This is a genomic window from Granulicella sibirica, from assembly GCF_004115155.1.
GTDB classification, from domain to species: Bacteria; Acidobacteriota; Terriglobia; order Terriglobales; family Acidobacteriaceae; genus Edaphobacter; species Edaphobacter sibiricus.
Map to the genome: position 1 here is coordinate 161,502 of NZ_RDSM01000006.1, position 13,555 is coordinate 175,056.

Below are 13,555 nucleotides of genomic sequence, written 5' to 3' on the forward strand. Positions count from 1 at the left end.
GGAGAGCGCCTAGGAACCGATACCTTCCAACGCTTTGGAGTGCCTGATGGAAACCTTGCGACATGTACTGCGCACCGCCGCTATGCTTGGGCTTGCGGCCTCGATCTCAGCCGAGGGGCAGAGCACTGCGAAGCCCGACCTTACCAAGGAACCCACCCTCTACGTAATCGGCTATGCGCATCTGGACACCGAATGGCGCTGGGAATACCCACAGGTTATCGATGAGTACATCCGCAAGACCATGCAGGACAACTTCCGTCTCATTGAGAAGTATCCGCACTATACGTTCAACTTCAGCGGAGCCAATCGCTACCGTTTTATGAAGGAGTACTTTCCCGCGGACTATGCACGGGTAAAGCAGTATGTTGCCGACGGCCGGTGGTACCCGGCGGGCTCCTCCATGGAGGAGGGCGATGTGAATGCTCCCAGTGCGGAGGCGCTCATCCGCCAGGTGCTGTATGGCAACAACTGGTTTCGCAAGGAGTTCGGGAAGAGCAGCGCGGAGTACATGCTGCCGGATTGCTTCGGTTTCCCTTCCTCTTTGCCCAGTATTCTTGCGCATGCGGGGGTGAAGGGATTTTCCACGCAGAAGCTGGTGTGGGGATCGTCAGCCCCTGGAGGCGGACAGGAATCGCTGGAGAGGACGCCGGAAGGAACTCCGTTCAACGTGGGCGTCTGGGTGGGTCCGGACGGCAGGAGCGTCCTCGCAGGGCTGAATCCCGGGAGCTACAACGGCACCATTAACACGGACCTGAGCGCGCCGCTTCCGCCTGACGCTGCCAACCCGGAACTCGCCGATATCCAAAAGAAGCTCGCCACGCTGAATGACACCATGAGGCAGAACCGGACTGCCGGCCGGCCCTTCAGCCAGAAGGATCGTGAGGAGCGCGACCTGCTTCGCAGCCGGCAGTCACAGATCACCACATGGCAGAAGGAGCATTCGCTGTCCCGGTTCCAGGGCGACTGGGCTGCGCGGGTGATGAATAACGGCAAGGTCACCGGCCTGTTTACGGATTACCACTACTACGGTACCGGTGATGTCGGAGGTGCTCCGCGCGAGGATTCCGTCAAGCGCCTGGAAGCCATCATCACCAAGGGCAGCGTGAGTCTCGCAGGCGCAGACGCTCCGGTGAATGTCGGCGATGGTCCCGTGCATGTCCTTTCCGCGAAGGCAGATGACATGTTCCTGAACATCACACCGGCGGAGACGGAAACGCTGCCGCGCTACACCGGCGAAATGGAGTTGACGAACCACTCCGCCGGATCTCTGACATCGCAGGCGTATCAGAAGCGCTGGATCCGTCACCAGGAATTGTTGGCGGACGCGGCGGAAAAATCGTCCGTTGCGGCCCTGTTGCTGGGAACGCGCACCTATCCGTTGCAGCGTTTGAACGATGCGTGGACGCTGACCATGGGCGCGCACTTCCATGACATCGCGGCGGGCACCGCCACGCCCCGAGCGTACGAGTTCGCGTGGAACGATGATGTGATCGCAATGAACCAGTTTGCCGGTGTGCTGCAGAGCACGGTACAGGGTGTTGCGTCCTCCCTGAACACCTCTGTGAAGGGCGTCCCGGTGGTGGTCTTCAATCCGCTGAACATCGCCCGTGAAGATGTTGTGGAGGCCAAGGTCAACTGGCCCACGGGAGTTCCCAGGGCCGTCCGCGTGCTCGGTCCTGACGGTAAGGAGATCCCGTCGCAGATCAGCGGCGACAGCGTCCTCTTTGCGGCCAGCCTGCCGTCGGTAGGATATGGTGTCTTCGATCTTCAACCCGCATCGTCGGCCCCCCGGACGTCGTCGTTGAAGGTATCGAAGACGGGGCTGGAGAATGACTTTTACCGCGTCACACTGAACGATGCGGGAGATGTGACCAGCATCTACGACAAGACGGTCAGCAAGGAGATGCTGGCTGCTCCGGCCCGTCTTGCGCTTTCCTACGACAATCCCGCGCAGTGGCCCGCATGGAACATGGACTGGGACCAGGAGCAGGCCGCGCCAAAGGAGTACGTCTCAGGACCTGCCGCCATCCGCGTGGTGGAGAACGGGCCCGTCCGCGTTGCTGTGGAAGTGTCGCGCGATACTGCCGGTTCGCACTTCGTGCAGACCATTAGCCTGTCCGCTGGCGACAGTGGACGGCGCCTTGAATTTGGAAACGTCATCGACTGGAAGACCAAGGAATCAAACCTGAAGGCGACGTTCCCGCTGGCCGCGTCCAATGACATGGCCACCTACAACTGGGACATCGGAACCATCGAGCGGCCCACAGCCGAGCCGAAGAAGTTCGAAGTGCCGTCGCACCAATGGATCGACCTGACAGACAAGTCCGGAACCTTTGGCGCAACCATCCTTACGGACAGCAAGAACGGTTCAGACAAACCGACGGACAACACCCTGCGGCTGACGCTGCTTCGCTCCCCGGGGGTCAAGGCCGGCTATCCTGACCAAGCCACACAGGACTTCGGCCACCATGAGTTCGTCTACGGCTTCTCCGGTCACGCCGGTGGATGGCGCGATGCGCAGACGGACTGGCAGGCGCAGCGGCTCAACGCTCCGCTTTACGCCTTCCAGGCAGCCAGGCATGAGGGTTCGCTCGGCAGGACGTATTCGCTCCTGAAGGTCAGCAATCCACGCATCCGCGTGCTCGCGGTGAAGAAAGCGGAACTCAGCGACGAAGTGATCGTGCGCCTGGTGGAACTCGACGGCAAGCCGCAGCAGGATGTGAAGCTTTCGTTCGCGAAGAGCATCACCAGCGCGCGCGAGGTCAATGGGCAGGAACAGCCGGTTGGCGATGCCACAGTCCGCGACGGCGTTCTTCCAACATCCTTCGGGAGCTACCAGCCGCGTTCGTTCGCGGTACGCTTTGCCGCGCCGGTACCGGTGGCAACTTCGGTGCACTCCACGCCTGTGGCGCTGGCGTATGACCTCGCGGCCGCAAGCAGCGATGGACAGGCTGCCACGGCGGGCTTTGACGGCAAGGGCAACACCTACCCGGCGGAGATGCTGCCCTCGCAGATACAGTTCAACGATGTCAGCTTCCAGTTGGCGGCCGCGAAGACGGGATCGCCAAACGCCCTGACGGCGAAGGGGCAGACCATTGCACTGCCCGCGGGCCGGTTCAACCGTGTGTACATCCTGGCCGCTTCTGCCAGGGGCGATCAGCTCGCAACCTTTACAGTCGGCACCAAGGTGGCGGACGTGACGATCCAGGACTGGGGTGGCTATATCGGCCAGTGGGACAACCGCAAGTGGAGTTCCCCGGACATTTCGCACGATCATTACGGCGACATGGTCGGCATGACACCGGGTTTCATCAAGCGTTCCGACCTTGCGTGGTACGCAAGCCATCACCATGATGCCACCGGCCGGAATGTCGATTATTCCTACTCATATCTCTTCGCCTATGGGATAGACGTTCCCCCCGGGGCGCGGACGATCCAGTTACCCACCAACGACGCAGTCCGCATCATGGCCATCTCTGTCGCGAATGAAGATGCGGCGATCACGCCTGCGCACCCGCTGTACGATGTTCTCCCGGCAGCCGCGGGCGGCGGCAGGACACAGTAGTACCCAACGAACTTCGGCGGGAGGATAGCGATTGAAACGCCACAGCACGGAAAGGTGCGGTGCAGGGGACGCCGCACCTGGAGAAGCAGGAACAGCCACGCATCGGGTCGCTACGCCGCGGCAGGGAGGACATACATGCTGCATACCTTGACGCGCCGCTCGTTCCTTGCAGCCTCCGTTCAATCCGTCGCAGCCGCCCGCTGGTGCACGGCAGAGGAACGCTCTGGAACGCTCGTTTACATGAGTTCAAGCGATGCCAAGGCAGGTGGCGGCATCTACGTTGGGCGCTGGAATGCCCATGACGGCACCCTCGCGGGATACAGGCGGGTCGCGGACATCTCCACCACGTTCATGACGGACAATCGCGGCGGCGGTGAGCGGTTCCTCTACGCGGGACACCAGACGGGCAAAGACATAGGCGGCTTGAGCGGATACAGGATCGCACTCGATGGCGACCTTCAACCGGTGAACACGGTCACGGCCCCGGGCGCCAGCTTTTCTCATCTCGCCTGTGACCGTACCGGGCAGTGCATCGTCGCACCGAACTATGCCGCGGGCTTTACGTTGTCGGCAAAAATAGCCCAGGATGGACGGCTCAGTGACTTCATCTCGAACATCCCGCAGCAAGGCAATGGTCCGATTGCCGACCGCCAGGCCGGACCCCATCCGCATGGTGTTGCCATCGCGCCAAACAATCGGTTCGCCTACATCAACGATCTAGGTGCCGACCGTATCTTCATCTTCCGGTTGGATGCTGCCGCGGGAACGATTACGCCGGCTGATCCGCCCGCGTTCGTGATGCCTGCGGGTTCCGGGCCGCGCCACCTGGCGTTCCACCCAAACGGCAGGTGGGCGTATTCCATCAATGAATTGAACTCAACCCTGACACTCTTCCACTGGAGCGCCCAGACAGGAGCCCTGACGGCCATTGCCACCACACCGACGATGAGCAGCGGAGGAGATGTCGCGCATAACCGGGCGGGCGAGATCGCCTTTGATCGTGAGGGGCATTTTCTTTATTGCTGCAACCGGGGTGCGGTTGAGGAGCTGCCCATCTTCCGCGTGGGACCGGACGGACGCCTGACGTTCATTGCGCGTACTTCACTTCATGGGACGGAGGCCCGTCACTTCGTTGTCTCGACCGATGACGGCTTTCTGCTTGTGGCGAACCAGTTCAGCAACGCCGTGAGCATATTTCAACGAGACCGCGGAGCGGGATTATTGTCTCTTCGCAATCAGACCTACCCGCTTCGCGGGGCTTCGTGCGTCGTCTTCGTTTAAGGGCTTGCAGCCGCAGGACTCGCGTGCGATGAACCTGGTTGGCAACACAATGGACTGTTGGGTCTTCGGGCCGGTTCCCTTGAGGCGCTGGATCAGCAGTCGCGCTGCCTCGTAGCCGAACTCTTCCGTAGGTTGGCGGACAGCCGATACGGTTGGATGGATCATGTCCGCCAGGTCGAAGTCATCAAAGGAGACAAACGCAACATCCTTGCGCAGACGCTTGTCATTGTGCTTCAAGCCACGCAAGGCCGCGATGGTGCAGACCCAGTTCATGGTGATCACTGCATCCGCCTTGTGCTGCTTCAAAACAACTTCGTCGAGCCACTCCCGCGTGATAGAACTCTCATGCTCCACAAGCGCAATCCTGGACTCCAGTCCCGCTTTGCGCATGGCGTCCCGGTAACCAGCGATGCGTTCCACGGAGGTGTGAAGCCAGGGGCGTGTAGAGAGCGCAAGAATCCGCTCATACCCGTGTTCGAGCAGATGCTGGACCGCGTTCCTGACGCTGCGCCGGTTGTCAATCATCACGGAATCAAACGAAGCCTTGCGCATCGGCTGGTCCAGTGTGACCACGTGGAAGTCAGGCGGGATGATGTCCAGAAAGTTGCTCTTGGGACTGCCCACCGGCGAGATGATGAGACCTTCAATCTGGTGCCGAATCAGGCTCTCCACCTCGGAACGCTCCACGTCGGGGTCCCACCCGGAGCTCGCCAGGATCACAATGTAGCCGTTAACACGGGCAACCTCCTGAACGGCCTTGACTGCATTGAAGGCGAACGGGTCAGCCAGGTTCTTGACTACCATGCCGATGGTCGCAGACTTTCGTGCCTTGAGTCCGCGGGCCAGCTCATTCGGGCGATAGCCCAGGTGGGCCATGGCTCTCTGCACTTTCTCCAGGGTGCTGCTGCTCACGGAGACTTCTCGGTTTAGAACCCGCGATGCCGTCTTCAGGGACACGCCTGCCTCGCGGGCCACATCGACCAGCGTAACGGAGTTCGAACTCCTGGCTATACCCATGCAGAGGCATCCTCGTTGCACGGCAATCATACCTGACGAAATGAAGGCCAGACTGCGCGGTCGAGAAGCAGGACCGACGGTCAAGAGTCGGCGCCGCACTCTGGACAACGTTGTCATCTTCCAGTATTTTCTTCCTACAGTCAGGCGTGCCATTCAGCAAGCGGGCTACTCCTCAAAGCAGACAGAGACCCTTCATGACGAATCTCACACGCCGAAGCGTGATCAAAAGCGGGATCGCGGCCTCCGCAGGCATTATTGGACCAGGTACGGTGTTTGCGGCTGCGGAGAGCGCCGCCGGCGCGCAGGCAGGCAAGCCGGTCCGGGAGCCTGCTCCCGGCGAGCCGCTTTCCCCGCGTCAGAGATTGCTGCTCGACTTCGGGTGGAGCTTTCACCTTGGGAATGCAGACTCAGCAGCGGAAGATTTCAGTTATGGCTTGCCGGCAGTGGAGGGGACCTTCGCCAAGTCAGGGCAGATCGTCGGCCACAACAACGTGAAGAATGGCAAGGTGAGCCAACTGCCGCGTGATGACAGCGGCTGGCAGACCGTCGACTTGCCGCACGATTGGGCGCTGGACCTGCCCTTTGTGTCCGTGGAGGGGCCATTCGTTTCGGCACACGCTGCCCATGGAGGCAAGCCGCTGGGCCGCAACTTCCCCAAGACAAGCATCGGCTGGTACCGCCGCAGGTTTGATGTTCCCGCTGAGGACAAGGGAACGCGGATCAGTCTTGAATTTGACGGTGTCTTCCGCGATTGCTTTGTTGTGCTGAACGGCTTCCTCCTTGGCAGAAACTTCAGCGGCTACTCTCCGTTCAGCTTCGACATCACCGACTTTGTCGAGTATGGTGGCACGAACCTGATTGAGGTGCGTGTCGACGCCACGTTGAACGAAGGCTGGTATTACGAAGGCGCCGGCATCTATCGCCACACCTGGTTGACCAGGACGCGGCCGCTGCATGTTGCGCAGTGGGGAACTACCGTGCGGTCGGAGATTCGTGGCACGGGTGCGGAGGTCACGATCGAGACCGAGTTGCAGAATGAGAGCGACGCTCCGGCACGTGGACCGCTGGTGTATACCGTCTCCGGTCCCGCTGGCGAAACGGCCGCCACGGTTCGGGGCAAGGCGTTTGAGATTGCGCCGTGGAGCAGCCTCACCCTGAAGAACGCGGTGCCGGTGGCACAGGCGAAGCTGTGGTCGCTTGACACGCCCAACCTGTATCGCGTGTTTACACAGGTGGAAAGCGACGGCGCTATCGTGGATCATGATGCGACCACCTTTGGCATCCGGTCCATCCGCTTTGACCCGGACAAGGGCTTCTTCCTCAACGGGGAACCCGTCAAGATCAAAGGAACGTGCAATCACCAGGACCATGCCGGCGTAGGCATCGCAGTCCCGGATGCGATTCACGTGGAACGTGTCGCCGCGTTGAAGAAGATGGGCTCCAACGGATGGAGGGCAGCGCATAACACCGTCGCCGCGGAGGTGCTGGATGCCTGTGACCAGTTGGGCATGCTGGTGATGGCGGAGGCGCGCATCATGTCTTCGTCGCCTGAGGGGTTGAGCGAACTGGAGCGGATGGTGAGGCGTGACCGAAACCACCCCAGCATCGTGATCTGGTCCCTTGCGAATGAAGAACATTACCAGGGCAACGACACCGGCGCCCGCATCCTCACCAGCATGAAACGGCTGTGCAAGCAGCTCGACCCCACCAGGCCTCTGACGGGTGCAATGAACGGCGGATGGGGCCACGGCATCTCGGGTGTGGTGGATGTGCAGGGCTTCAACTACTGGAACGGCGCAGCTGAGGCAGACCCGGCAAAGAACATTGACGAGTTTCACCGCAGCTTCCCGACATCGCCAACCATCGGAACTGAGACCGCAAACGGCAAGAGCGCGCGAGGCATCTACGCTACGGACCCGGCACGGGGCTACGTCACCGGGTATCCGGCGGGCTGTGAGGACTGCAGGATGCCTGCGGAGATATGGTGGGCGGCGTACGACGAGCGCGCGTTTCTCAGCGGTGGATTTACCTGGGTGGGCTTCGACTACCGCGGAGAACCGAAGCCTTACGATCGCGTGGCCACCAGTTCGCAGTCCGGCATCCTGGATACGTGCGGATTTCCGAAGGACATCTACTTCTATTACAAGTCATGGTGGGGCAAGGACCCTGTGCTGCACCTCTTCCCGCACTGGAACTGGGCAGGCAAAGAGGGCGAGGCAATCGATGTGCGGTGTTACTCCAACCTGGAGAGCGTCGAACTCTTCGTCAACGGAGTAAGTGCCGGGGTGAAATCTCCGAAGCGTAACTCGCACCTGCATTGGCCTGTGACCTATGCTCCCGGAGCGATCGAAGCACGCGGCATGCGACAGGGTAAGGTCGTCCTGACCGCGCGCCGTGAGACAACCGGCCCCGCAGCGCAACTTGCCCTGCTGCCGGGCAAGGCAGCTTTCCGTGCGAATGGCGAAGATGTTGTCTCTGTCGCCGTAGAGGTGCGTGACGCACAGGGCCGCATGGTTCCCACAGCCTCCAACACCATCCACTTCTCCCTCTCTGGAACAGGCAAGATCATCGGTCTGGGCAATGGCGATCCAGCTTCGCACGAGGCGGACCGTCCCGCCTCCACAACGTCCGCATCGCGCAGCGCGTTCAGCGGACAATGCATGGTCTTCGTCCAGGCGGCAAAGCAGGCAGGAACCATTGAGCTGAGCGCTTCGGGCGAAGGCCTGAAGCCAACCGTGGTGAACATCACCAGCACGGCGGAGACACCGCGTCCTGCGGTTGCGTAAGCCACGTACGAGGGGGGACACCGGAGATGAGTATGCAGTTCACGCGCCGCGGCATGATGAAGACGGGCCTCGCCGCATCAGCCGCTTTGATTGGATCGAACGTTATCGCCTTCGCGGAGCCGACGTCCGGCAACGAACCGGTTAAGGCAGACAACGTCTGGCTGCAGCCTGCTGGCGGCACGGATGTTTCGCACTCGCCCCGCCAGCGATTGCTCCTGGACTTTGGCTGGCGCTTTCGCCTGGGCGATGCGAACGACGCCATGAAGGACTTCCGGTACGGCGCGCCGACCCGTGAGGGCACCTTTGCCAAGGCTGGGCAGAACTGGCTGCACAACGCCAAGGACGGGCCGCTGCAGCACAGCTTCGATGACAGCGCCTGGCGATTGATCGACTTGCCGCATGACTGGGCGGTGGAGCTGCCCTTTGAGCCGATCGAAGGTCCGGACGGCTCCGTCCACGCGGCACATGGCGGCAAGGCGCTTGGCCGTGAGTATCCCGCCACCAGCATCGGCTGGTACCAGCGCACCTTTGACATACCAGCCCCCGATGAAGGTCTGCGCATCTCGATTGAGTTCGACGGCGTGTTCCGCGATTCCACAGTGCTGTTCAACGGCTTCTACATCGGACGGAACCTCAGCGGCTACGCGCCCTTCAGCTTCGATGTGACCGATTACGTCAAGTACGGCGGCAGCAACGTCATCACCGTCCGCGCAGACGCCACGCTGAACGAAGGCTGGTACTACGAGGGCGCCGGGATCTACCGGCATACATGGCTGGTGAAGACGCATCCCCTTCACGTGGCGCAGTGGGGCACCTGCGTGCGCAGCGAGGTCCGGGCCAAAGGCGCACGCGTCTCGGTGGAGACGGAGCTGCTCAACGAAAGCGATACGGCGGCTCACGGCCGTCTGACCTCGAAGATACTTAGCCCGGATAGCGCCCTTGTAGCGACTGTTCCGGCACGGCCATTTGAGATTCCAGCCTGGGGCACGGTAACGGTGACAAGCCAGGTGCTTCTGGCGGAGGCAAAACTGTGGTCCGTGGAAGAGCCATACCTGTACAAGGTGGCCACGCAGGTGGAGAGCGGCGGCCGCATCGCAGATGAACATGGCACGACCTTCGGCATCCGGTCCATCCACTTTGACCCGGACAAGGGCTTCTTCCTGAATGGCAAGAGCGTCAAGATTAAGGGCACATGCAGCCATCAGGACCACGCCGGTGTCGGCATCGGCGTACCGGACCGCATGCACTATGACCGGGTTGCGCTGTTGCGGCAGATGGGATCGAACGGCTGGCGGACCGCGCACAACCCCGTGGCGGCAGAGTTTCTGGACGCGTGCGATCAACTGGGCATGATGGTGATGGCGGAGACGCGCATCATGGCATCCACGCCCGAAGGCCTCAGCGAACTGGAGCGCATGGTCAAGCGCGACCGCAACCACCCCAGCATCGTTATCTGGTCTCTTGCCAACGAGGAGTACTTCTACCAGGGAACTCCCACGGGCGCGCGCATCATCGCGTCCATGAAGCGCGCCACAAAGAAACTCGATCCCACACGGCCGGTAACCGGCGCCATGAACGGCAGTTGGGGCAGGGGCATGTCGTACGTTGTGGACGTGCAGGGCTTCAACTATTTCAACTCCGGCATCCCCGACGAGAAGCGGCCTGCTGGCCGCGCGGAAACCGCGGATATCGACGACTTCCACGCCAAGTTTCCGAAGCTGCCAACCATCGGCACGGAGATGGCGAACGGCAAGAGTGTACGCGGCATCTACGAGACGGACCCGAAACGCGGCTATGTGGCCGCCTATAAGCCCGGCTGCGCGGACTGCAGGACTCCCGCCGAGACGTGGTGGACAATCTTCGACGAGAGGCCGTTCCTGGCGGGCGGCTTTACCTGGGCCGGCTTCGACTACCGCGGCGAACCGACACCGTACGATCACGTCGCCACCGGCTCTCAATCCGGCATCCTGGACATATGCGGCTTCCCGAAAGACATCTACTTCTACTACAAAGCATGGTGGAGCCAGGAGCCAGTGCTGCACCTCTTCCCCCATTGGAATTGGCAGGGTAAGGAGGGGCAGGCGATTGACGTGCGGTGTTACTCGAACCTTGACAGCGTGGAGCTCTTCGTCAATGGCGTCAGCGCGGGCACGCAGTCGCCAAAGCGCAACTCGCACCTGTACTGGAGCGTCGTCTATGCGCCCGGGGTGATTGAAGCGCGCGGAATGAAGCAGGGGAAAGTTGTCCTGACCGTACGGCGGGAGACGACCGGCGCGCCGGCGCAACTGGCGCTGCTGCCGAACCGGACTTCCTTCCAGGCCAACGGAGAAGACGTGGTCTCCATTGCGGTGGAGGTCCGCGACGCGCAGGGCCGCCTGGTTCCAACGGACTTCAGCAAAGTCCACTTCTCTCTCTCAGGGGCGGGCAAGATCATCGGCGTGGGCAATGGCGATCCCAGCTCTCGCGAGGCAGACCGTCCCGCGTCTGCCACGTCCGCGGAGCGAAGCGCATTCAGCGGACAATGCATGGTCTTTGTGCAGTCAATCAAGCAGGCGGGCGCGGTGGAACTGCAGGCCTCAAGTGAAGGCCTGGCAAGCGCAGTTGCGACACTTCACAGCACGGCAGATGCAGCCCGGCCGGCCGTTGTATAGGAATGGGATCGTACAGGCTTGCAGCATTCTGGCTGGAGCCTGAAACCAAAGTAAGCTGACACTGCACGTGATTCGTCGGCGATGTTGTTCTGAGCGGCACGGAGGAAACACCTTGAAGGCACCGAAGCTCCTGATCCTGATTCCGCTTCTCCTCTCCAGCGCGTTGCGCATGGAAGCACAGAAGCGGCCGGTGGAGTACGTCAACACGTTCCTGGGGACGGCTCCGCTGACCAATCCTGCGGACATCGGGTTTAATCCGCCATGGCGTGTGTGGGCTGGCCTTGTCTTTCCTGGAGCGTCTGTACCCAACGCGATGGTTCAGCTCAGTCCCATTACCAAATTCGGCAGCGGCGCCGGTTACGAGTACGAGAACAACGTGATCTATGCCTTTGCGCACACCAACAAGGGGCATTGGAACCTGTGCAACATTCCCATGCTGCCCGTCAGCGGCGACGTCACTCCAGAGGACTTCGGCTCGCCCTTCAGCCATGCCAAGGAGTCGGCGCATCCCGGCTACTACCAGGTCTATCTCGACCGGTACGGCATTAACGCCGAGCTGACCTCAACCCTCAGGACCGGCTATCACCGGTATACCTACAAAGACAGTGCTCAGCCGAAGAAGCTGATCGTGAACCTTGCGCGTTCCAACGAGCGCATCCGCGACTGGAAGATCGAGCAGGACGGCGACAACGCATTCAAGGGCGTTCAGGTCGCGAGCGAGAAGGTGTACTTCTACGCCGTGTCGAACTACAAGATCAAACAGATCGAGATGCTGAAAGGCGAGAAGGCACAATTGCCCGTCGTTGACATCGCAGGCGGCAGCGGTCCGGTGGAGATCAGGATCGGCCTCTCGTTCGTGAGCATGGACAACGCAAAAGAAAATCTTCAGAAGGAACTTGGCAGCAAGAGCTTCGACACCGTCAAGGCTGAGGCATCCGCCACCTGGCAGGCACTCCTGTCGAAGATACAGGTCTCCGGCGGCACGGAACGTCAGAAGGAACTCTTCTACTCCTGCCTGTACCGCTCATTCCTGTGGCCCGCCTTGCGGAGCGATGTAAACGGCGAGCACGTCGACGAGAAGGGAGCGGTGGTTAAAGCAAACTTCCAGTACTACACGCTGCCATCCCTCTGGGACGACTACCGAAACAAGCTGGTCCTGCTGGGCATGATCTCTCCTGACGTTACTGTCGACGTCATCCGCTCACTGGTAGAACGTGGTGAAAAGACCGGGTTCATTCCAACGTTCTTCCACGGCGATCACGCCGCGCCGTTCATCGCAGGCTCCTATCTGCGCGGGCTGCGAGGGTACGATGTCCGCAGCGCCTACAACCTGCTGCTGCGCAACGCCACAGTCGAGGGTGGCACCAGGCCCTACATCCGCGAATACATGGACAAGGGATTTATCTCCGATCCGGATGTGTCTAATCCAATCGTAGAGACCAAGGGCAAAGCGGGTGTCACTAAGACACTGGAATATTCTTACGACGACTATTCCGTGGCCTTGCTTGCGAAGGAGCTGAACGACCAGCCGAACTACGACATGCTGATGAAGCGGTCACAGAACTACAAGCACATGTTCGATCCGTCCACCGGCCTGATGCGGGGGCGCTTGGACAACGGCGAGTGGATCAAGAACTTCAACCCGCAATACCCGTACTACGAGTACATGTACCGCGAAGCCAACGCCTGGGAATCATCGTTCTTCGCGCCCCATGACACGGACGGCCTGATCGGCTTGTACAAGAGCAAGGCCGACTTCGAACAGCACCTCGACTCCTTGTTCACCATCCCCTGGAACCCCAACTACATCGCGGAGAACATCAACTCGTTCATCGGGCAATACTGCCAGGGAAACCAGCCCGACCATAGCTTCCCCTTCCTTTACTACTTTGTAGGCAAGCCGGAGAAGTCGCAGGCAATCCTGAACATCATCATGAGCCGCTTCTATGGCATGGGCGAGCAGGGGTTGGCCTTGTCTGGCATGGACGATGCCGGAGAAATGTCCTCGTGGTATGTATTCACAGCGATTGGGTTGTACCCGTACTCTCCCGCGGATCCCAGGTACATTGTTTCCGTGCCCCTGTTTCAGAAAACCACGTTCCGTCTGAACGAAGGCAAGACACTCACGATCCTGAAGAAGAACGCAGGCGAACGGATCACCGGCATCACGGTCGGCGGCAAGAAGGTGAACGGCTATTTCGTCGACCACAGTGAGCTTGAGGCCGGCAAGGAACTTGTCATCGCAACGCAGTAGC

The 13,555-nt window shown here is 60.8% G+C and carries 6 protein-coding genes; 5 read left to right on the forward strand and 1 reads right to left on the reverse strand.

Features of this window, described 5'->3' with window-relative positions; all coding sequences use genetic code 11:
* The first annotated feature begins 46 nt into the window (after positions 1 to 46).
* Together GRAN_RS24120 and GRAN_RS24125 are read left to right on the forward strand one after the other, a co-directional pair.
* Positions 47 to 3,565, forward strand: coding sequence for an alpha-mannosidase (locus tag GRAN_RS24120; RefSeq protein WP_128915629.1), 3,519 nt, complete (start codon positions 47 to 49; stop codon positions 3,563 to 3,565).
* Between the two features lie 135 nt (positions 3,566 to 3,700).
* Entirely contained in the window at positions 3,701 to 4,846 is a 1,146-nt protein-coding gene (locus GRAN_RS24125; protein ID WP_128915630.1) for a lactonase family protein, read from the forward strand.
* Here the strand turns inward: GRAN_RS24125 and GRAN_RS24130 are convergent.
* Positions 4,784 to 5,863, reverse strand: a complete 1,080-nt coding sequence (locus GRAN_RS24130) for a LacI family DNA-binding transcriptional regulator (protein ID WP_161571150.1) — start codon at positions 5,861 to 5,863, stop codon at positions 4,784 to 4,786. The genes GRAN_RS24125 and GRAN_RS24130 overlap by 63 nt on opposite strands.
* A 194-nt stretch (positions 5,864 to 6,057) precedes the next feature.
* On the opposite strand from GRAN_RS24130, the gene galA (GRAN_RS24135) reads away from it, so the two are divergent.
* The 3 genes from galA (GRAN_RS24135) (at position 6,058) to GRAN_RS24145 (ending at position 13,554) form a co-directional block, all read left to right on the forward strand.
* Positions 6,058 to 8,649 (forward strand): beta-galactosidase GalA, encoded by a 2,592-nt coding sequence (gene galA, locus GRAN_RS24135; protein WP_128915632.1) that lies wholly within the window; start codon positions 6,058 to 6,060, stop codon positions 8,647 to 8,649.
* A 32-nt stretch (positions 8,650 to 8,681) separates the two neighbouring features.
* Positions 8,682 to 11,300: a beta-galactosidase GalA gene (gene galA, locus GRAN_RS24140; RefSeq protein ID WP_206662841.1), complete on the forward strand. Its 2,619-nt coding sequence runs from the start codon at positions 8,682 to 8,684 to the stop codon at positions 11,298 to 11,300.
* A gap of 112 nt (positions 11,301 to 11,412) precedes the next feature.
* The gene (locus GRAN_RS24145; protein WP_128915634.1) at positions 11,413 to 13,554 is read left to right on the forward strand and encodes a GH92 family glycosyl hydrolase; all 2,142 of its coding nucleotides are present in this window, start codon (positions 11,413 to 11,415) and stop codon (positions 13,552 to 13,554) included.
* Position 13,555 lies beyond the last annotated feature (1 nt).